The sequence below is a fragment of the Pseudomonas glycinis genome, assembly GCF_054871425.1.
The window spans coordinates 62,311-83,867 of record NZ_JBTYHF010000012.1; the positions used below are offsets into that span (position 1 = coordinate 62,311).

The window sequence follows — 21,557 nt, forward strand, 5'->3', positions numbered from 1 at the left end:
GAAGCCACCGGCTATTCCGCAGCTCCGGCGCGGTTGTGCCTGCACCGACCCGCCAATCAACCGCTAACACATCAGGTTACAGGAATATTCCGGCTACGTTGTTAGTATAAAAATTGACTCCTCCGTCCTCACTACCGTGATTGAGATTTTTCCTCCACCAACGGTCGGAAGAGTGAATCTGATTGGACCAGAATGCACTGCTGACATCGGCAGAAGGCGAGGGCGACCAGCCAACGAAATAGCTGACTGAGGGTTGATGGCCTGCATAGGAGTCCCAGAACTGACGCAGTTCGTCCATTGAGGGCAGGCGCAGGCCGTGCGCTTTCAGGACATTGGGAGCGTGATACATATTGTAGTTACCGCCAGGACAAGCCCATACTCTGATACCCGAGACAGTCACCGTATGAGTGGCTGTTCGGCCTTTGCTGTCTCTAGCCGTCATGACTGCCTGCCCGTTCCCGACTGCCCCAACCCTACCGTTCTGATCAATCACGGCAACGTTGGTGTTGCTGGATGAATAGGTATAACCCGGCTCACCTCCCGTCGCTGTGCGTGTATAGGACGCAAAAGCTGGCGGATTCGTTGGCGGCCGCCCCCGGGCAACGTGGTAAGTCGGCAGGGAGAGAGAAACACTCTGCCCAAAGCTTAAAGGCGGAATAGGGGATTTCACTTCGAACGTCCACGCATTCGACACCGGATTACTGCCATAGAGCGCTTTGGCGGTAATGCTATGAGTCCCGACACCAACCGACATGCTGACTTCACCCCATCCACCGCTGCTATTGACCGGTGCGTTCTGTCTGGCAGAACCGTTATCGCGAACTTCGACGCTGGCATTTGATGACGCACTGCCACTGACAAACACGGTGGTTGCCGTGGTCGTGCTGCCGGGATAAATATTGTTACCCTGAGAATCTCTGACCCTCGTAACACTCGGCGTGACCTGCAGTAGCACAGTAAAGTCCCGCGCCGCCGACACTGGATTATTCTCATACAGACCTTTGACCGTGATGCTGTGCTCGTCAATCGCAAGACCACTAGCGGTACCTTTCCATTGCTTTTTGGCGTCGACCGTCACTGGTGAGCCAATGCTTGTCCCCTTGTCGTAAAGCTGGACTTGTTCGCGCGGGGTGCCGGTACCCACCAGATTCACCGTGGTGTCATAGGTGGTTTTGTCTTGAGCCACTTCCCCAAGGGAGTCCTTGACGGAAGTAATGGTCGGCGACACATGTGTCTCCACATTAAACACCCTTGGCGGATCGGACACTGGATTGCTGGCGTATTCCGCACGCGCAGTCAGGCTGTAGGCCTTCAGGCCAAGGCCGCTGAATGTGTACTGCCAATCGCCGCTCGCGGGAACATCTACCGGGTCGATAACGGTAGTGCTATCGAGCAGTGTGATCGTTTCGTTTGGGCTGGCCTTGCCAGTGAGCTCGACGCTGCGGTAATAGGTCGTCCCGCCCAGGGCGATCTCGCCGCGGATGTCACTGACACTGGAAATGGTCGGCGTTACAGCCTGTGCAACCTTGAAGGTTCTGGCGGGGCTCGATGGCGGGTCGACCTCGTATTTGGCAGTGGCGATGAGGCTGTAACTCCCAACCTTGAGGTTGTTGATGCGGTATTCCCAATGGCCATCGTCATCGACATCCAGGGTGATAATCGGTTGATTGCTTTCCCTCAACTCGATTTGCAGGTTTGGGGTGGCACTGCCAGTGACCAGGACGCTGTTGTCATAGGTGATAGCCCCAGGTTCAACCGGTCCGCGAGAGTCGGTTACCGCGAGGATTTCCGGCGTTTGCGTGAACTTGACGGTGAATGTTCTCGGTCCACTGGACACGGGGTCAGCGTCATACAAGGCTTTGGCGATAATGCTGTAGAGCTTTTCGGTGGGTGTGCTGATGGTGGCCCTCCACTTGCTGTCCTCCTTGACCGGAGCGGTTCCCTTCGATATGGAACCTGCGTCGAACAGTTCAATCGTCTCGCCCCTCGTTGCAGTACCCGAGATGATGACTTCATCGGCGCGGGTCTTGCCGCCTTCTTCGATCTCGCCTCGTACATCTTCCACCAGCGTAATGACAGGGGTTACATAGTCGTAGCGGGTTCTGACGGTCAATTGCCGACGAGGGAACTCGATAGCGCTGTCCTCGTTCCTGCTGCCGTCGAACGTGACCTTGCAGCCGACACTGGCGGGGGAGGAGTGCCGCAGCTTCATCAGTTCGCTTCTGAGCAACACTTCATCAAGGCCGGCATTGATCTGGGTCGGGGTTATTTCCACTCCGTCCAGAATGCGAATGCGATGGCTTTGTCCGGCAGTGGTCATACCGTCGACGAAGAACCAGATGCATTGCCCGGCAGCAATGAACGGCCACGTTTCGAGCAGCGCCTTGGCACCACCGGCAAATTCCATCAGGTCCAGGATGTCATCCTTTGCCTGCGGAATCTGTGGTCGTGGCAATTCGTTTTCAGGGTCCTGAAAGCCCGATACGTTCAGGTCAAATATCATTGATGGTGTGTTGATCGCATAGCGGGTGACCACGTAGTCGACGGACACCCTTTTTGCGATGTTGGCACCGACGACTGCGGGAGGCAGATGATATTGGACGGTACCGCTTGCGTGTCCCGGCAACTCCAGGTCATCGGAAGTACCTGCGCCGGGTGTGCCGAGCCACCTCAGACGGATTACGTCCCGATCCGGATGCATGCTCAGATAGCTGGCAGTTACATCGACACCGTTGAGCCCATCCATAGGGTTCAGTACTCCGTCGACTGCCTGAACCACATCGGGAGGTGGCAACTCACCTACCAGCTCTCCGATCAACAAGGCCAGTGTGGCCGAGTATTCATATCGCTGCGAAGCCGCACGCCACAGTACATAGCGCACATCAACATATTGCCCGATGTTCGCCGTGACATATTTCTTGTCGACCCTGAACCGCACAGGTTTGCCTGCGCTGACGGTGGTAATCGGCAGCCAGTCGCTGGTACTGGACAACGGGTCGAGACTGCGCCAGTAATAAGTCAGCACGTCCTTGTCCAGCGTATTCGCCTCGGCGATCACCACATGCACACTGTCGAATACTTTCGACGGATCAAGCACATCCCCCGGCGGTTCGGCCTCCTCGACCTCGGGTCTGGGCAAAGTCGCCCGGACCTTTTCGACTTTGGCCAGCAAGCGCTCGGATTCTCTGACGTCGAGAAGACCCGGTGCGTCGTTCGCCACTACATAGGAAAGATCGAGCGTGCCGTTGTCGAGCACAGCTATGTGCTTTGCTTCGATGTAGAACGTGACCAGACCTTCCTTGGCCTCGTTGTCGGTGACGATATGCGGAGTCTCATGCAGATACTCATCGCCATTGGCGCGGATACCCAGCCATCTGAGGCAGATCAGGTCACCGTTCTTCATGGCATAGCGGACTTCAACCGTGGCGAAGAGCAGATCCGGTTCGAGGGTATCGCCTATCAGCTCAAGAATGTTCGGCTCGGGCAGCATGTTGACGTCGCCCACTACCGTTGCGAACGCGCGCTTGGAGGACAGCGGGTCGCCACCGTCCTTTTTGTAAAGGATGTAGGAGACGTCGGCGCGGCCCAGAACGATAGCTCTGATCAAGTCATAGGGCACCTTGATTTCCATGACGGAGGGGACGTTGTTGACACCACGGGTTTCGCTGAAGATCGTGGGTTCAGCGTTATCCGGCGGCCTGCCGATGAAGGTCATTACCACTTCGTCGCCGAGACTGAAGTACTGGCTGCTGACATGGATCTGCACGGTGACCGGCTTCTTGTTCAAATCCCTGATAGTGATGACGCCATTGATGGCTTCCTTTATGAACGGAGGTTCCAGGTACCAGCCGCCGGCGTCGATATCGACATAAGTGCGTTTGGAGTGGCGATCGGCCCAGTTCCACACTTCGTCATTGATGTCGTACCTGATTTCCCGCTGAAAACCGTCTCCGGCACGGAGAATGTCTGCCTGTTCAATCAGGATTTCGATCGGTTGTCTGTTTTCGGCCTGCTCCTGCGTGACGATGTGAGCAGGAAGCTGATGATCGCCAATAACCGGGCGAACCTTGTCGTTACGGGTGCAATACACGTAGTGAGGGATGGTGGCCAACACGCCTTTTTTTGCCCATTCGGCATCGATCACGCCCTGTTCAACCAACTCAGGCGGCAATTGCACGATATTCAGTTCTGAATGGCCGTCGGGCAAATGCGGTTCTTTATCACGGTCTCCTGGCTTGTAAAGCTTGATCAGTATGCGCAAGGAGGCCGACGGCGGGTCGGCTTCGGTTTCACCCACTCGGGTCAGCACGTAATGGCAATCTTCGGCCCACCCGGACTCTGCAGGCGTCGGCAAATAGAAAAACACCCTTTGATTGACTTCGTCGGCCGTCACGAATCGTTCGAGTACTTTCTCGTTGTTCCACCAGATATCCAGCCTGTCACCTTCGCTCATCAGGGGCAGATAAGGATTGACCATGCACAACAAACCCTTGGGGTCTTCGGTTGCGACCTTGATGCCAATGCCGCCATCGCCGTCTTGCACCGGTTCGTGCATCCCCGGGATCAGTAGCGGGCGCAGTGCCAGTGTGGCGCTGTCTTGCTTGATGGGAGGGAAGCGGAAGTTCTTGTGAGTTGGCATCAGGCGAGTCCTCTGGACGAGCGTGGCGTTGTGTCGCGGCGTTCAATGCGGACGCAACTGCGACGACCCAGGGGGCTTGCAGACGCGGCAGATTTGGCAGGCATGGGCGTGCACTCCGGTCGGGTGATGGAGTGATTGAACCTGTGTTGATGGATTTGCACACCTGTCAAACCTGACAGGTGCCGACGGCTTCCAGATGAACGGTAGGCTTCAGGAATCGGGGCTGAATGTGTGTTTGATTGGCAAGCCGGGTTAGAGCACTCGGGCGCTACCTGGAACGGAGGCGTTCCCTGATGAACAGGCCGGCGGGAGGCTGTTTTTCAAGCGCAATCCAAGGACAGCTCAGGGCTTTTGAAGTGTCTTCTGCCGCACTATGTAAATCGTCACCAGCACCGCACTCGTCAGCATGAACCCACGTGCCCAAACCAGCGGCACCAGATAGCACGAGAACAGGATGCTCACCCACATCAGGCCGATCGCGTAGACCTTGCCTTTGAGCGGGATGCCGTTGCCTTCGAGGTAGTCGCGGATCCATGGCCCCAGCCGTGGATGTTCGACCAGCCAACGATAGAAGCGCGGAGAGCTGCGCGCGAAGCAGGCTGCGGCGAGCAGGAGGAAGGGGGTGGTGGGCAGGACCGGCAGGAAAATGCCGATCACCCCCAATGCGACGCTGAGCCAGCCGATGGCCAGCAGGACGTAGCGCAACATCAGGGGGCGGTTGCCTATGGGGTTGTCCATAGGCCGGGTCTTAGTGGTGACGAGGCTTGAGGATCGCCGGTTTTTCGTCGGGTGCCTGGCACAGCAGGTACAGCGCGGTCAGGGCTTCCGGGATCTGAACGATCATGTCGTCCATCAGGTTGGCGTCCTTGGCGATGTCTTCGAATTCAGGCTGCTCGTCGAACAGGCCGGAACCGACCATGATCGGCAGGAGCATTTCGCTGACTTCTTCTTCGGCGGTTTCGAACCAGGCCGCTTCGCGCAGGAACACGCCTTCCATGAAACCGATGCACCAGCCACGCAGTTCGGAGTCGTCCGGCTCTTCGCCCAGATCCAGTTCGCACGGCAATTCGAATTCTTCATCCGAGGCCAGTTGGCGAGCGATGTGCGCCTTGAGGCCGATCAGCGTGGCTTCGATTTCGGCACGCTGGGCTTCGTCGGTGTAATGCGGCTCCTCGGCGAACAGCGCGTCGATCCACTCGCGCTCCGGAACGTCTTCGGAGCAGATCGACAGCGCGGTCAGGTAACCGTGGGCGGCGACGTAATCCAGCGCCTCGTCGTGCAGCTCGTCGGCGTCGAGGAAGACTTGCAGGCGGGTCAGTTGCTCAGCGAAGGACATTACGGGGCTACCTTGGGGAATAAACAATGCGGGAATTCTAGGCCTTCTTGCGCGCTCTAGCCAGCCGCTTGGCAGATTTGCCCGAATTACCGGCCTCACTGGAAAGATGAATAACCCTGTGGGAGCGAGCCTGCTCGCGAAGGCGCTTTATCAGGCACTTTTCTATCGACTGACAGGTCGCTTTCGCGAGCAGGCTCGCTCCCACAGGGTTTTGTGTGTGGCAGGTTTATCAGTGTCTTCTCAGCGGCACCCTCTGCGGCGAAGGCCTCGGGTATACTGCCGCGTTTTGCGATCCCTGCCGGCGCTGCGCTGGTCATGCAATGTGTTCTTACGTTTTGTTTAAGCAGCCGAAGCTGCTCTGAACCAGCCTGAGCAGGGATGTATCGGTAGATTTTTGGAGTTTTTATGCTCGAACAGGCTCAACGCGTCCTCAAGGACATCTTCGGCTATGACAGCTTCCGTGGCCGTCAGGGTGCGATCATTGAGCGCGTGGCCAGCGGCGGTGATGCGCTGGTGCTGATGCCTACCGGTGGCGGCAAGTCGTTGTGCTTCCAGGTGCCAGCGCTGTTGCGTGAAGGTCTGGCGGTAGTGGTATCACCGTTGATCGCGTTGATGGACGATCAGGTCGCCACCCTTGAAGAACTGGGTGTGGCCGCCGCTGCGCTGAACTCCACGCTGAGTGCCGAGCAGCAGCGTGATCTCGCCCTGCGGATCAAGCGCGGCGAAGTGAAAATGCTCTATCTCGCACCGGAGCGTCTGGTGCAGCCGCGCATGCTGGCGTTCCTGCAAAGCCTGGAAATCGCCCTGTTCGCCATCGACGAAGCGCATTGCGTGTCGCAATGGGGCCACGACTTCCGCCGCGAATACCTGCAACTGGGTCAATTGGCAGAGCTGTTCCCCAACGTTCCGCGCATTGCCCTCACCGCGACCGCCGACAAGCGCACCCGCGAAGAAATTGTCGATCGCCTGCACCTGCAGAACGCCGAGCGCTTCCTGTCGAGTTTCGACCGCCCGAACATCTTCTATCGCATCGTGCCCAAGGAACAGCCGCGCAAACAGTTGCTGGCGTTCCTCGCCGAGCGGCGCAGCGATGCCGGCATCGTTTATTGCCTGTCGCGCAAGAAGGTCGAAGAAGTTGCGGCGTTTCTCAGCGAGCAGGGCTTCCCGGCGCTGCCGTATCACGCCGGTCTGCCCAACGATCTGCGCGCCTATCACCAGAAGCGCTTCCTCAATGAGGAAGGCCTGATCATGGTCGCCACCGTGGCGTTCGGCATGGGCATCGACAAGCCCAACGTACGCTTTGTCGCGCACCTCGATCTGCCGAAATCCCTTGAGGCGTATTACCAGGAAACCGGTCGCGGCGGCCGTGACGGTCTGCCGGCGGATGCGTGGATGGCCTACGGTCTGCAAGACGTGGTGATGCTCAAGCAGATGCTGCAGAACTCCGAAGGCGACGAGCGCCACAAGCGTCTGGAGCAGCACAAGCTCGACGCGATGCTGTCGCTGTGCGAAGAGACCCGCTGCCGCCGGCAGGCGTTGCTGGCCTATTTCGACGAAGACATGCCCGAACCGTGCGGGCATTGCGACAACTGTGTCGACGGCGTGCAGACCTGGGACGCCACCGAGCCTGCACGTCAGGCATTGTCGGCGATTTTCCGCACCGGCCAGCGCTATGGCGTCGGTCATCTGGTCGACGTGTTGCTGGGCAAGGACAACGAAAAGGTGCGCAGCTTCGGCCATCAGCATTTGTCGGTGTTCGGCGTTGGCAAGGCGTTGAGCGAGAGCGAGTGGCGCTCGCTGTTCCGCCAACTGGTGGCGCGTGGGTTGGCCGATGTCGACCACGAGGGTTATGGCGGTCTGCGCTTGAATGACAGTTGCCGGCCTTTGCTCAAAGGCGAAGTGAAACTGGAACTGCGCCGCGACCTGAAACCGCAAGTCACTGCCAAAACCGGCAGCAAGAGCCAGGCCAGCCAACTGGTGCGCGGCGAGGAACGCGAACAGTGGGAAGCCTTGCGCACACTGCGGCGCAAATTGGCCGAAGAACACGGCGTGCCGCCATATGTCATCTTCCCCGACTCGACGTTGCTGGAAATGCTCCGCAGCCAGCCGACGTCTCTGGCGGAAATGGCCCGGGTCAGCGGCGTCGGCGCGCGCAAGCTGGAACGTTACGGCGAAGCCTTCCTCGAAGTGCTCGGCGGCGAGGCGGAGGCGCCGAAGGTGGTCGCCGATGTCCGTCACGAGCTGATCACCCTGGCCCGCGCCGGCATGACCCCGCTGCAGATCGCCGGGCAGTTGCAGTGCTCGGAGAAGAACGTCTACGCCATGCTCGCGGAAGCCATCGGCAAGCAGCAATTGTCGCTGGAGCAGGCGCTGGACTTGCCTGAGGAATTGATGGGCGAAGTGCAGGACGCGTTTCTCGACGGGGAGGGCGAGTTGCCGTCCGTCGCTGAAGTGGCTGAGCTGTTTGCCGGGCGTGTGCCGGAAGGCGTGCTGTATTGCGTGCGGGCGGCTTTGCAGTCTGAATTCGAGATGTGAAACGACGTATGCGCCAAGCCCCGTGCAGTTGTAACGATTCAGTACAGAGCGACTCTTGCCTATAACTGCCGCCCATGCTTAGCTGACTAATAATTAGATTTTCCGTATTTTCAGTCTAACCGTGAGTGTTTTATGCCGTTAACCGATCAACATCGCTTTGGTATGCAACTGGCCCAGATGTCCCGTGGCTGGCGTGCCGAACTGGATCGTCGCCTCGCCGGGCTGGGCCTGTCGCAGGCGCGCTGGCTGGTGCTGCTGCATCTGGCGCGTTTTGAAGAGGCACCGACCCAACGCGAACTGGCGCAGAGTGTCGGCGTCGAAGGCCCGACCCTGGCGCGCTTGCTTGATAGTCTGGAAAACCAGGGACTGGTGCAACGCCAGTCAGTGATGGAAGACCGTCGGGCGAAAAAAATCGTGCTCTGCGCACCTGCCTTGCCTCTGATCGAACAAATCGAAACCATTGCCACGCAACTGCGCCACGAATTGTTCGAGGGCGTCGATGAGGCGGATTTGAAGGTGTGCATGCGCGTACACGGGCACATTCTGGCCAACCTGGAAAAATCTTGAGGCACATCCCGGTGGCGATTTTTTGAGAGATCGCGCTGAACCGACTATAAGAACTACTGGGCAATATCGTGTTCGTACCGGATGTGCGAACGCATAGAAACCGGTTTTGCTTATTTAAGGGATGCTCATGCTCGCAAGTCGGCACGTGCTGCGCGGGGGCGCCAAATGGCTGCTGCTCGCTGGCGTATTCAGCTACTCGACCTGGTCGATGGCGTTGGGGTTGGGCGAAATCACTGTTTACTCAGCCCTCAATCAGCCGTTCAAGGCCGACATCGCGCTGGTCGATGTCGGCACGTTGACGCAAAACGATCTCTCGGCCAGCCTGGCTTCGGCGGATGAATTCGGCCGGGCGGGCGTCGAGCGGGTGTTCTTTCTCAATGACCTCAAGTTCACCCCGATCCTGCGCGGCAGCCGCCAGATGATCCGGGTGACGTCCGGCAAACCGGTCAACGAACCTTTCCTGAATTTCCTCGTGCAGCTCGATCAGCCCAACGGCCGTCTGCTGCGCGAGTACACGGTGCTGATCGACCCGCCGGGTTCGCCGGGCATCGTGCCCGCCACCGACGAGCCGGATCCGCGCCCGCAATCCTCCGAATTTCCAACCGTCGAACCGGTTACCGCACCGCCCCAGGCTGCCCAGGGCAAACGCACTGCGGCGCCTGTGCCGCCAACGCCGGCGGCACCTGCCAACGATGCGCAGGCCGAGCAACTGGCCGCCAGCGTGCTGCTCACCCAGCAACTGCAAAAGACCCTCGACGAACAGAATCTCAGGCTGCAAGAGCAGCAAGTGCAAATAGCCGACGGCAAGAAGCAGATCGAGGAGTTGCAAACCCGTCTGGCCGAAGTGCAGAAAGCGCCGCCACCACCTGTGGTCGCGCCGGCTCCGGCCGCTGTTTCAGCCCCGGTCGAGGCGGCAGACGATGGCGTGAACTGGCCGCTGCTCGGCGGACTGATATTGCTGCTGGGCGTGCTGGCTGCGTTGCTCATACGTCGCCGTCAGCAACGTTCGACAGCAGACGGCACGCCGCTGCCGCTATTGCCCGTGAGCGCCGAAGAAGAAGTCGACGAGCCCGAGCTTCAACAATCTGTCGGTGCGCACGCGGCCGCTGACCATCGTGACGAGCCCGGTGCCGGCGACGTGCTGGAGGCCGTGGGCATCTATCTGGCCTACGGTCGACTCAGCGAAGCGGCCGGGCTGCTGCGCGATGCCTTGCACAAGGAGCCTGAACGCACTGATCTCGGTCTGCAGTTGCTGGAGGTTCTTGGGCGCCAGGGTGACAGCGGCGCTTTTGAACAGCAGGAAAACCGCCTGCGTGCGCTTGGCGTCGATGACCGTGAACTGATTGAAATCCGCGCTCGCCATCCAAAACTGGCAGGCGCCGCACCGGCGGCATTTGCAGCAACGCCAATCGCGCCCGAACTGCCCGTGGCCTCGGCAGCGACCGCAGCCGCGCCGCTTGCAGCGTCGCCCAGCGCTCTCGAGGATGATTTCGAATTGAATCTGGGCGAGCTGTCCATGGATTCAAATTGGGATCTGAACGACAGCCGCGCTGATGCCGCCGCACCGCCGATCGATGATCCAGAGCTGGGCACCAGCCTGTCGGTGTTACCTGTCGATTTCGAACTGCCACAGGCTGCATCTGCCGAAGAAGCTGAACTTGAGTGGATCCCCGAGCCCGACGCCCAGCCGCTCGACGATGACTTTCTCAATGAGTTCGGCGATCCCGAGCCGCCGCTGGTGCTGGAACCTCTGGATCTGCAATTACCCGAGTCCACCGACACTGACACCGAGGCCGCCGGCAAGCTCGAACAGGCACAAACCTGCATCGACGACGGCGACATCGACAGTGCAATCGCGCTGCTCAATGAATTGCTCAGGGAAGGGGATGAGCCGTTGAAGCAAACCGCGAGGACGTTGTTGGCGGGGATTCGCTGAGCGCCAACGGATTTCGTGTTCATCCGAGACCGCTTTCGCGAGCAGGCTCGCTCCCACAATGGAATGTGCTTTCCCTGTGGGAGCGAGCCTGCTCGCGAAGGCGTCAGAACGTCTGCCCTAGATTCAGATAAACCGCCTGCTCATCCGCATCATTCAACCCATACGTGAAGTTCAACGGCCCCAGTGGCGTGTCGAAGCCGATAAACACACTCGCGGCATTGATGTAGCCGCTGTCGAATTCATTGTCGTTGTTCCACGCCCGACCGCGTTCCACCGAGGCGCCGGCGTACAGCGGGAAGTCCAGCGGCAGGTACGAGCGCGGCGTCAGGCGGCGGTAGTACACCGCGCGCATCAGGCTGACGTTCTGCCCGGACAGCGCATCCTCACGGAACCCCGACAACTGCCGCGCGCCGCCGAGCAGGAAGCTTGAGGTCACCACATTGGCGTCGTCCAGCGTCCGACCGTAGCGCCCGCCCAGAATCAGCGTGTCGGGGCCATGGCTCATGGCCTTGTCGAAATTCAGTTCCCACTGGCGATAGCGATTGTCTGAACCCAGGCCCGGTTCGAACTGGGCAAACGTCAGGCTGACGTCCTTGCCTTCGTGCGGAAAGTAGACGTTGTCCAGCGAGTCGTAGGAATACTTCACGGAATAGAAGCCTTCGTTGAAACTCTCGCTCGGCAGATCCTGATCACCGATGCGCACATCAGCTTTGCCCCAGGCCTGGCCGACGCCGAGTCGCACTTCACCGTTGTTGCCGATCTGCCGCCCAAGGTTGAGGCCGAAGCCGTAGCGCTCGACCCGATACTGCGCGATCGGATCGTTATCCAGCACCGAATCAACGTTCTGCGCCTCGAACGACCCATAGGGCGCGACGAAGTAACGCGAGCCGACGTCCAGCGGCTGATAGAACTCGCTGTACAGCTCCTGCTTGTCGCCGATCTGCGCGCGGGTCAGCCATTCCGCGCCGAGGCGGTTGATGCCGTTGACGCGATAGCTCGCACCAAGGTTGAAAGCACTGTCGCCGCGCATGTCGTCCGACAGATTGAGGCCGACCCGCAAATAATCGGTACCGCTGCGCTTGCCGCTGGCGCTGATGACCAGTGTGTGATCCTGGCCTTTGTGCACGACGCGGTAACGCACTTGATCGAAGTAATCGAGGCCGTACAGCGTGCCCATGTCCGAATGCAGGCGGCCCAGGTCCAGCGGCGCGCCGATCGGTTGGCGGATGTAATAGCGAATCACGTCATCGTCAACTTTCGAATCGTTTTCGACGCGGATCGCCGTAATGATCGGCGTGCGCTGTCCCGGCTGGCGGGCGGCGTTCAGTTCCGCGTCCTGGGTTTCCGTCGGCTTGAGTTGCGCCAGCCGCGCATCGAGGATCCGCGTGGCGCGGTAACCGGCGTCGATCATCTCCTGAGCCTTGCCGAAATCGGTCACGCCGAACGCGGCCAGCGCAGGCTGGATCAATACGTCATTGGCATGCAGAGTCGCCAGTTGTTCTTCGGAGTTGCGCCGGGTCATCAAGGTGATCGACTGATTGAGCACGTCCACCACGGTAGTCAACTGCTTGCGGTTGCGCAGCGGTGTGCCGATGTCGACGACGATGGCAATGTCGACACCCATTTCCCGCGCGACATCCAGCGGGATGTTGTCGGTCATGCCGCCGTCCACCAACAACCGGCCATCAAGCTCGACCGGGGCGAACACTGCGGGGATGGACATGCTCGCGCGGATCACTTGCGGCAGGTGGCCTTTGCGGAACACCACTTTTTCACCATTGGCGATGTCGGTGGTCACGGCGCGAAACGGGATCGGCAGTTTGTCGAAGTCGCGGGTGTCGCTGGTGTGCGCCAACAGGCTTTCCAGCAACAGTGCGAGGTTCTGGCCCTGAATCACCCCCAATGGCAGGCCGAGACTGCCGTCGTCGCGGAAGCTGAGTTTCTGCTTCACCAGAAAATCGCGGTCGTCCTGCTTGCGGCGAAATGGCACGTCCTCACGCGGCGGCGCATCGGACAGCGCCGCTTGCCAGTCGATGCTCAGGGCGAGCTTTTCCAGTTCATCGATCTTGTAGCCCGAGGCGTACAGCCCACCGACCACCGCGCCCATGCTGGTGCCGGCAATCGCATCGATCCTGATGCCTTGTTCTTCCAGCGCCTTGAGCACGCCGATGTGCGCCAGCCCGCGCGCAGCACCGCCGGACAGCACCAGGCCGACTTTCGGTCGTGGCGCCTCACTGGCGAGAACCAGCAGGGGAAGGAAACCAAGCAGCAGGCAGAGCAGCAAACGGCGCATTGTGAGTCTCGGGGCAAGCGGTAAAGCCGGCTATTATAGCGGCGCCCTCTGTCTCAGGAGTTTCAGCGATCATGACCGTCGCCAAAGCCGAAGTTGTCATCACTTATTGCACCCAATGCCAGTGGCTGCTGCGCGCGGCGTGGCTGGCCCAGGAGCTGCTCAGCACTTTCGCTGACGACCTGGGCAAAGTGTCATTGGTGCCGGGCACCGGCGGGGTGTTTCACATCACTTGTGCGGGTGTGCAGATCTGGGAGCGCAAGGCCGACGGTGGTTTTCCCGAGGCCAAGGTATTGAAACAGCGAGTGCGCGATCAGATCGATCCTGACCGCGACCTCGGCCACAACGACCGCACTCAGTGAGAGGCGGCCTCGGCGGCGACGGTTTTCTTGTCGGCCGAGCCTGACATCCGCGCCGACACCACAATCGCGACGATGATCAACGCGCCACCGATGAGCATCCGCAGGGTCGGGGTTTCGCTGAACAGCAGCCAGGCGATGGTGATGCCGTAGACCGGCTCCATGGCGAACACCACTGCCGCCGTGCGTGCCTTGATCACCGCCAGACTGGCGACGAACAGGCTGTGCGCCACGCCCGTGCAGAACACTCCGAGCAGGGCGATCCACAACCAGTCCAGCGCTCGGACCTGACTCAACTGCGGCGCCGCGACCGGCAACAGACACAACGCCACGACGACGTTCTGGCACAACGCCGCCTGCACCGCCGGGATGCGCCCGGAACTGGCGCGGTTGGTCAGCGACAGCAGGGAAAACAGCAGGCCGGACAGTACGGCCCAAAGCAAGCCGACGGTGGCGCCGCTGCCCAGATCAAATGCGGGCGTCACCAGCACCAGACCGATGCTGACCAATACCACCAGGACGATTTCATTGGCACGGATGCGTTCGCGGAAAATCAGTCCTTCGAGAATCACCGTAAACGCCGGGAAACTGGCAAAGCCCAAGGTGGCGATGGCCACCCCGGCGATCTTCACCGATACGAAAAAACTCACCCAGTGCCCAGCCAGCAACACGCCGCTGAGGGCGAGGCGCCGCCAGTCCACGGCCTGAAGTTTCTGCCAACCATGCTGGCTGGCGAAACGGGCGAAAAATGCCAGGGCGAGCACGGCAAAAGCCGCACGTCCAAAGACGATCACAGCAGGGGATGCGGCAGCGAGTTTGCCGAACACACCGGTCAGGCCGAACATCAAAGCGCCTATATGCAGGGCGCCGAGGGCAGTACGCGGAGTCATTGCAATCCTTGAAAGACAGAACAATTGCGCGCCAGTCTAAAGCGGTGTCGCCGCCGCGTCTGTCATTCAAAGCCTCAAGTGGTGAACGATGTGCGCTGTCACACGACTGACTCACGCCTGTCACGGTCGATTAACCCGGCGCGCGCAAGCTGGCGAAAACATCGCAGAGGGTTGCCCATGACCAGCGCCGAGCTCGCCCGACCCAGTCGCAAACAACGGGTGCGAACCCTGTGGATCTCCGATGTGCACCTGGGCACGCGGGATTGTCAGGCCGAGCACTTGTCGCAATTTCTCAAGGGCTACCATGCCGACAAGGTTTATCTGGTCGGTGACATCATCGATGGCTGGAAACTGCGCAGCGGCATGTACTGGCCGCAAGCCCACACCAACGTCATCCGCCGCCTGCTGACCATGAGCAAGCGCGGCACTGAGGTGATCTACGTCACCGGCAACCATGACGAATTCCTGCGGCGCTATTCGAAGCTGATTCTGGGCAATATCCAGTTGGTCGACGAAGCGGTGCACGTTACGGCGGACGGCCGGCATTTGCTGGTGATTCACGGCGATCAGTTCGATGTGATCACCCGTTATCACCGCTGGCTGGCGTTTCTCGGTGACTCGGCCTATGAATTCACCCTGACCCTCAACCGCTGGCTCAATCACTGGCGTGCCCGCTATGGCTACGGCTACTGGTCGCTGTCGGCCTACCTGAAACACAAGGTCAAGACCGCCGTCAGTTTCATCAGCGACTTTGAAGAAGCCATCGCCCACGAGTGTGTGAAGCGCGAACTGCATGGCGTGGTTTGCGGGCATATTCACCGTGCCGAGATTCGCAAGGTGGGGGAGGTGGACTACCTCAATTGCGGCGACTGGGTCGAATCGTGCACAGCGCTGATCGAGCATTGGGACGGCACGATCGAGTTGTATCGATTGGCGGATGCCCAGGCGCGGGAGGCGGAATTGAAAGCTGCCAAAGTTGCCGAAATCGCCTGAGCGAAAAAGTACCCTGTGGGAGCGAGCCTGCTCGCGAAGGCGTAGCGTCAGACGAAACTTCTGTGCCTGATACCGCGCTTTCGCGAGCAGGCTCGCTCCCACATGTGTTCTCAGGCCGGGCTGTGTTCTTGCATCGCGGCTTTGTAAATCGAGTTCTTCGGTTGCGCAAACAGCCTTTCCATCATCGGCTCGAAGAAACTCAGCGGCAGCGTGTCGTACGCCGGATCAAACGCCGCCGCGTCGTACTTGGCGCAAAATTCGGCAGTGGCCTGGAACTGCGGATGGTCCTTGAATTGCTCGCGCAAATGCCGATCCATGCCCAGGTGATGAAAGAAGTAATAGCCCTGAAAGATGCCGTGCTTCTCCACCATCCACAGGTTTTCCGCACTCACGAACGGCTTGAGAATCGCTGCGGCGATGTCCGGATGGTTGTAGGAGCCGAGGGTGTCGCCAATGTCGTGCAACAGTGCACAGACCACGTATTCCTCGTCACGCCCGTCACGAAAGGCGCGGGTCGCGGTTTGCAACGAGTGGGTCAGGCGATCCACCGGGAAACCGCCGAAGTCGCCCTCAAGCAGCTTCAGATGCGCGAAAATCCTCGACGGCAGCTGTCTGGCATAGGCACTGAAATCGGCGGCGATAATCGCCCAGTCTTCCTCGGTGCCGTCCTTCATATGGGTGAAGCGAGCATGGGCATTCATTGGCAGACCCTCATTCAGAACGCCACGCGACCGAGAATCATGTCGCGGTACATGACGAAATCGCCGAGCAGGCTGTACAGCGGATGCTGAAACGTCGCCGGGCGGTTTTTCTCGAAAAAGAAATGGCCGATCCAGGCGAAGCTGTAACCGGCCACAGGCAATGCCAGCAACAGCAGCCAGGCGCCTTTGGCGATGCTCAGGGCGAGGATGAAGATGACCAGAGAAGTGCCGATGAAATGCAGACGACGGCAGGTGCTGTTGCTGTGCTCGGCGAGGTAATACGGATAGAACTCGGCGAAGCTGTTGAACTGCTTGATGTTTTCCACGACCGCGCTCTCTGTGGTGATTGTTCTGGCAACAAGTTGTTCGGCGGGGAGCTTATTTGAGTCTAGAGTGATCATTGGCGTGGGCCAGTGACAATCGGCGCCACTTTAGTATCCTTCGCAAATAGGGCGGTTATCTGCAGCCCGTCATGTAAAAGAATAACAACCATGAGCGAACGAACGACTTCTGCAAGCTGGGCGATGGGGATTGTCAAAGCACTGGAGATGGACGGCCTGGATTGCCGGGTACTGTTCAGGCAGCTGGGGCTGGATTTCAGCGCCCTTGAAGATCCGGATGCACGCTTCCCGCAAGACTCCATGACCCGGCTCTGGCAGCGCGCGGTCGAGGTTTCCGGCAACCCCGCGATTGGCCTGAACATGGGCAAAGTGGTGCGCCCGGCCTCATTTCATGTCGCCGGCTATGCGCTGATGTCGAGCAATACCCTGGCTGAAGGCTTCCAGCGTCTGGTGCGCTATCAACGCATCATTGCCGAAAGCGCTGACCTGAGCTTTCGCCTGCTCGAGGAAGGTTACGCGCTGATTCTTACCGTGCACGGCGATCATCTGCCGCCGACCCGGCAGAGCGCCGAAGCGTCACTGGCCTGCGCGTTGGCGCTGTGCGGCTGGCTGACCGGGCGCCCGCTGCACCCGGTCAAAGTGTTGGTTCAGGGCGATCAGCCGACAAACCTGCAACCCTATAAAGAAGCCTTTCACGCGCCGCTGGTGTTCAACGCGCCTTACGATGCGTTGATCTTCGAACGTGCCGATATGGAGGCGCCGCTGCCGACCGCCAACGAAGCCATGGCGCTGTTGCATGATCGCTTTGCCGGGGAATATCTGGCGCGGTTTTCCGAAAGTCGCGTGACGCACCGGGCACGTCAGGTGTTGTGTCGTTTGTTGCCCCAGGGCGAGCCCAAGCGCGACACCGTGGCGCAGACGTTGCACCTGTCGCAGCGCACTTTGCAGCGGCGCTTGCAGGAGGAGGGCACCAGTTTCCAGCAATTGCTCGACGACACCCGGCGTGAATTGGCCGAACAATATCTGGCGCAACCGAGCATGACCTTGCTGGAAATCGCCTACCTGCTGGGCTTTGCCGACCCGAGCAACTTCTTCCGCGCCTTCCGCCGCTGGTTCGACACCACGCCCGGCGAGTACCGCTTGCGCCTGACGCAGGTGCCGGACGCGGTCAATGACGCCAGAACGCCGGAATACACAGCACAAACACCGTAATGATCTCCAGTCGGCCGAGCAGCATGCCGAACGACAGAATCCACTTCGCCGCATCCGGCAGGGTGGCGAAGTTGCCGGCCGGGCCGATGGTTTCGCCCAGACCCGGGCCGACGCCGGACACGGTGCTGGCGGCACCGGTCAGTGCGGTCATCCAGTCGACTCCGAGCAGCGACAGCAGCAGGGCGATCACGCAGATGGTGATGGCGAAGAAGAACGAGAAGGTCAGGATCGAACGGACAATTTCTTCGTCGAGGCGGTGACCGTTGTACTTCTGCTTGATCACCGCGCGCGGGTGGATCAGCTGATTGAGGTTGGCCTTGAGCAGGATGTAGGCGACCTGGAAACGGAAAATCTTGATGCCGCCCGCCGTCGAACCTGAGCAACCGCCGACAAAGCCCAGATAGAAAAACAGCATCAGCGAGAAGTTGCCCCACAGGCTGTAGTCCCCGAGGGCGAAGCCGGTGGTAGTGACCACCGAGGTCACGTTCAGCGCCACATGCCGCAGCGCTTCCAGCCAATGCAGCTTGGTGGTCCACCAGTACCAGGTGCCGAGCACCAGCCAGGTCACCAGCAGCATCGCCAGCAAACCCTGCACCTGTTGATCCTTGATCAATGCTCGGCGGTTGCCGCGTAGCGTCGCCACGTACAGGGTGAACGGCAGGCTGCCGAGAATCATGATGACGATCGCCACCCAGTGCACCGCCGGTTGCGTCCACTTGGCCAGCGACTGGTCAGAGGTCGAGAAACCACCGGTGGAAATCGCCGACATCGCGTGGTTGATCGCATCGAACGGGCTCATTCCCGCCCACCAGAACGCCAGGCTGCCGAGAATGGTGATGCCGACGTAGGCCGCCACAATCAACCGCGCCACCATGTGCGAACGCGGCATGACCTTCTCCGAGCGGTCGGAGGATTCGGTCTGGAACAGACGCATGCCACCGATGCGCAGCAGCGGCAGAATCGCCACCGCCATGCCGATAAAGCCGATGCCGCCGATCCAGTGCAGCAGCGACCGCCACATCAGAATCCCCGGTGACATGTTGTCCAGGCCGTTGAGCACGGTGGAGCCGGTGGCGGTGATGCCGGACATGCTTTCGAAGAACGAGTCGGTGTAGCTGATGTGCTGGGTCAGCAGAAACGGCAGCGCGGCGAAAATGCACACCACCAGCCAGCTGCTGACCGTCAGCAGGTACATGTCGCGCGGGCGCAGGTGAATGTGTTCCGGTCTGCCGGGTATCACCAGGGCGAGGCCGGCGACAAAGGTGATCATGCTCGCCCAGAGGAACGACGGCAGATCGCTGGTGCGCTCGAAAATCACCAGCGTCGCCATCGGCACGACCATGGCCACAGCCAGCGTGATCAGGAAGATGCCGATGATAAAACCAATGATCCGTAAGGTCGGCAACGCCATGAAATCCGCTCGGGCTGGTGGGAGAAGGGCGCCATTCTACCTGTGGGGCAAGGCATGTAAACCGGCAGGCGCTGCGCAGATGAAGCTAGAATAGCCGCACATTTTTCAAAGGAGGTGGCCGATGCAGGCTCTCGACGCGTTGCTCAACCGTGTTTCCGTTCCCCGCCTGGTCGAACCGGCCCCCACTGCCGAGCAGCGCGAAGCCCTGTTCGGCGCGGCCTTGCGTGCCCCGGATCACGGGCACTTGCAGCCGTACCGCTTTTTGACCGTCGAAGGCGCAGCGCGTGAGCAAATGGGCGAGTTGCTGGCCGAGGCGGCCCGCCAGCAAGCCGGCGAAGTCACCGAAGCGATGATCGACAAGGCCCGCAACGGCCCACTGCGCGCGCCGCTGGTGGTTGTGGTCATCGCGAAATTGCAGGAACACGTGAAATACCCGAAGGCCGAGCAGTTGCTCACGGCGGGGTGTGCGGCTCACGGGATTCTGCTGGCGGCGTATGCGCAGGGAATTGGCGCGGTGTGGCGCACCGGGGATCTGGCGTACTCAAAGCATGTGGCCGAAGGCTTGGGGCTGGTGGAAGGCGAGGAGGTGATCGCGTTCCTCTACCTCGGCACACCGCAGAAAGAGCCGCGCGTGGCGGAGAAGGTTGATCTGGCTGAGTTCGTCAGCGCCTGGCCCGGTAAAGCCTGAAGATCAAAAGCCCCTCACCCTAACCCTCTCCCAGAGGGAGAGGGGACTGATTGGGGGATGCTTTGGAGTTACACCGACCTGAGCGACCTTCGCTGAATCCAGAGTCGGGATACCGGACGTGTTGTTTCTGCGAGTTCATAATCGACTCGGTCTTTCAGGTCGATGCACAACGGCAGACAACTCGGTCGGCCCCCTCTCCCTCCGGGAGAGGGTTGGGGTGAGGGGCTTTTTCAGGGCTGGACCACGACTCCCGGTACCAACGGCAATTCCAGACTCGCCACAAAGCCGCCTTGCGGATGATTGGCCAGCGTCAGCGTGCCGCCATGCCGTTCTGCCGCCCGTTTGGCAATCGCCAGCCCCAGGCCATGCCCGGCAGCGGTCTGCCCCGGCGCCCGGTAGAACGGCTCGCCCAACTGACTCAGATGTTCGGTCTGCACCCCCGGCCCGTGGTCGCGCACGCTGATGACAATCCGCTCAGCCTGCCGCGCAGCGTGCAATTCGATCGGCTGATCGCTCGGGTTGAAGCGCTGGGCGTTGCGCAGCAGATTATCTACCGCGCGTTCGATCATCGTCGGCCAGCCTTTGAGATTCAACTGCGGCTCGGCTTGCAGGCGCACGGGCTGCTCGGGGGAGCTGAGCTGCGCATCCTTTTGCAGCGTGGCGAGCAACGCATTCAGGTCCACTTCTTCAGCGCTGGCGTTGTCGGCATCGACTCGCGCCAGCACCAGAATTTCACTGATCAACGCCTCCAGCCGGTCGCATTCGCGGGTCAGGCGTGGCCAAAGTTTTTCGCGCTCTTCAGGGTTGGCACGCTCGGCCAAAGCCAACGCGATGCGCAGGCGCGCCAGTGGTGAGCGCAGTTCATGGGAGACATCGCGCAGCAATTGGCGCTGACTGCCGATCAGGCTTTGCAGGCGCGCGCCCATGCGGTTGAAATCGGTGGCCAGCACGCCGAATTCGTCACGGCGGTTGGCCAGTTTCGCCAGACTGTTCTGCTGATAAGTCGTCTGCCCCAGATCATGCACCGCGCCGCGCAAGCGACTCAGTGGGCGGGTGATGGAGAAAGTCACGAGCAAACTGAACAGGGTCAGCACCACCAGCGCGATGCCCAGCGCACTCAGCGGCCAGAGCAGGCTTTCGCGGTGCCAGGCGTCGAGTTCCGGGTGTGGGATGCGGTAGATGAACAGGTAGGTATCACCGGTTTTTTCACTGGTGATTTCGTCGGTCAGACGCCGCCACGGCAGGCGGCGGTCATCGTTGTTCTGCCGCGCTTCGAATGCTGCGGCGCGGCGCGGGAAGGTGCCGCGCACCACCGGATCGCCGGTTTCGTTGAGCACTTGAACGTCGATGTGATACTGACGTTTGCGTTGTTCGAGAATGTCCTGCGCGGCTTCTTCGCCCTGGGTTTCGTAAGTCTGCGTCCATTCCGCCGCCAGCGTGTTGAGGCCGGGATGGCGGCTGAGAATCCACGCGTCCTGATTGAGCATGTGCCCGAGCAGAATCGACAGCCCGGCTACCAGAGCGATGGCCAGCCAGAAGCTCGCAAGAATCCGCCAGAACAGTGAACGCACAGAAACTCCTCGAAAATCACACCGTTCAAATGTGGGAGCGAGCCTGCTCGCGAAGGCGTAGTGTCAGTCAAACCTTCGCTGGCTGACA

16 protein-coding genes are annotated in these 21,557 nt (G+C 60.2%); 7 read left to right on the top strand and 9 right to left on the bottom strand.

Features of this window, described 5'->3' with window-relative positions:
* Positions 1–76: 76 nt before the first annotated feature.
* The 3 genes from ACYSTU_RS24910 to ACYSTU_RS24920 all read right to left on the bottom strand — a co-directional run bounded on the left by ACYSTU_RS24910 (position 77) and on the right by ACYSTU_RS24920 (position 5,975).
* Entirely contained in the window at positions 77–4,639 is a 4,563-nt protein-coding gene (locus ACYSTU_RS24910; protein WP_264364735.1) for an immunoglobulin-like domain-containing protein, read from the bottom strand.
* A gap of 342 nt (positions 4,640–4,981) precedes the next feature.
* Positions 4,982–5,377: a YbaN family protein gene (locus tag ACYSTU_RS24915; protein ID WP_071171392.1), complete on the bottom strand. Its 396-nt coding sequence runs from the start codon at positions 5,375–5,377 to the stop codon at positions 4,982–4,984.
* Between the two features lie 10 nt (positions 5,378–5,387).
* Positions 5,388–5,975 (bottom strand): UPF0149 family protein, encoded by a 588-nt coding sequence (locus tag ACYSTU_RS24920; RefSeq protein ID WP_016771143.1) that lies wholly within the window; start codon positions 5,973–5,975, stop codon positions 5,388–5,390.
* A gap of 405 nt (positions 5,976–6,380) precedes the next feature.
* Between ACYSTU_RS24920 and recQ the strand changes: the two genes are divergently transcribed.
* The 3 genes from recQ (at position 6,381) to ACYSTU_RS24935 (ending at position 11,013) form a co-directional block, all read left to right on the top strand.
* On the top strand, positions 6,381–8,510 hold the full coding sequence (gene recQ / locus ACYSTU_RS24925; protein ID WP_336341647.1) for a DNA helicase RecQ: 2,130 nt from the start codon (positions 6,381–6,383) through the stop codon (positions 8,508–8,510).
* Positions 8,511–8,642: 132 nt separating this feature from the next.
* The gene (locus tag ACYSTU_RS24930) at positions 8,643–9,077 is read left to right on the top strand and encodes a MarR family transcriptional regulator (RefSeq protein ID WP_016771142.1); all 435 of its coding nucleotides are present in this window, start codon (positions 8,643–8,645) and stop codon (positions 9,075–9,077) included.
* 127 nt (positions 9,078–9,204) lie between these two features.
* Positions 9,205–11,013: a motility hub landmark protein FimV gene (locus tag ACYSTU_RS24935; protein ID WP_217879525.1), complete on the top strand. Its 1,809-nt coding sequence runs from the start codon at positions 9,205–9,207 to the stop codon at positions 11,011–11,013.
* Between the two features lie 103 nt (positions 11,014–11,116).
* Here ACYSTU_RS24935 and ACYSTU_RS24940 read toward each other — a convergent pair whose 3' ends face one another.
* Complete coding sequence (locus ACYSTU_RS24940; RefSeq protein WP_136492179.1) at positions 11,117–13,306, bottom strand: patatin-like phospholipase family protein; 2,190 nt, start codon at positions 13,304–13,306, stop codon at positions 11,117–11,119.
* A 71-nt stretch (positions 13,307–13,377) separates the two neighbouring features.
* On the opposite strand from ACYSTU_RS24940, the gene ACYSTU_RS24945 reads away from it, so the two are divergent.
* A complete protein-coding gene (locus ACYSTU_RS24945; protein ID WP_016771139.1) occupies positions 13,378–13,665 on the top strand; it encodes an Rdx family protein in 288 nt (95 codons plus the stop codon).
* On the opposite strand, the gene ACYSTU_RS24950 is transcribed toward ACYSTU_RS24945, so the two are convergent.
* A complete protein-coding gene (locus ACYSTU_RS24950) occupies positions 13,659–14,552 on the bottom strand; it encodes a DMT family transporter (RefSeq protein WP_016771138.1) in 894 nt (297 codons plus the stop codon). The genes ACYSTU_RS24945 and ACYSTU_RS24950 overlap by 7 nt on opposite strands.
* A gap of 177 nt (positions 14,553–14,729) precedes the next feature.
* Between ACYSTU_RS24950 and ACYSTU_RS24955 the strand changes: the two genes are divergently transcribed.
* Positions 14,730–15,545 (top strand): UDP-2,3-diacylglucosamine diphosphatase, encoded by an 816-nt coding sequence (locus ACYSTU_RS24955; protein WP_499002217.1) that lies wholly within the window; start codon positions 14,730–14,732, stop codon positions 15,543–15,545.
* A 110-nt stretch (positions 15,546–15,655) separates the two neighbouring features.
* Here the strand turns inward: ACYSTU_RS24955 and ACYSTU_RS24960 are convergent, their stop codons facing one another.
* Both ACYSTU_RS24960 and ACYSTU_RS24965 read right to left on the bottom strand, forming a co-directional pair.
* Positions 15,656–16,246: an HD domain-containing protein gene (locus ACYSTU_RS24960; protein WP_264364738.1), complete on the bottom strand. Its 591-nt coding sequence runs from the start codon at positions 16,244–16,246 to the stop codon at positions 15,656–15,658.
* 14 nt (positions 16,247–16,260) lie between these two features.
* Complete coding sequence (locus ACYSTU_RS24965) at positions 16,261–16,572, bottom strand: Mpo1-like protein (protein ID WP_122611674.1); 312 nt, start codon at positions 16,570–16,572, stop codon at positions 16,261–16,263.
* A gap of 165 nt (positions 16,573–16,737) precedes the next feature.
* Between ACYSTU_RS24965 and ACYSTU_RS24970 the strand changes: the two genes are divergently transcribed.
* Positions 16,738–17,799: an AraC family transcriptional regulator gene (locus ACYSTU_RS24970; protein WP_205869270.1), complete on the top strand. Its 1,062-nt coding sequence runs from the start codon at positions 16,738–16,740 to the stop codon at positions 17,797–17,799.
* Here ACYSTU_RS24970 and ACYSTU_RS24975 read toward each other — a convergent pair.
* Entirely contained in the window at positions 17,756–19,210 is a 1,455-nt protein-coding gene (locus ACYSTU_RS24975; RefSeq protein ID WP_038363735.1) for a TrkH family potassium uptake protein, read from the bottom strand. The genes ACYSTU_RS24970 and ACYSTU_RS24975 overlap by 44 nt on opposite strands.
* Positions 19,211–19,331: 121 nt before the next feature.
* Between ACYSTU_RS24975 and ACYSTU_RS24980 the strand changes: the two genes are divergently transcribed.
* Positions 19,332–19,898: a nitroreductase family protein gene (locus tag ACYSTU_RS24980; RefSeq protein ID WP_073472838.1), complete on the top strand. Its 567-nt coding sequence runs from the start codon at positions 19,332–19,334 to the stop codon at positions 19,896–19,898.
* 230 nt (positions 19,899–20,128) lie between these two features.
* On the opposite strand, the gene ACYSTU_RS24985 is transcribed toward ACYSTU_RS24980, so the two are convergent.
* A complete protein-coding gene (locus ACYSTU_RS24985; RefSeq protein WP_130901632.1) occupies positions 20,129–21,469 on the bottom strand; it encodes a sensor histidine kinase in 1,341 nt (446 codons plus the stop codon).
* Between the last annotated feature and the right edge of the window lie 88 nt (positions 21,470–21,557).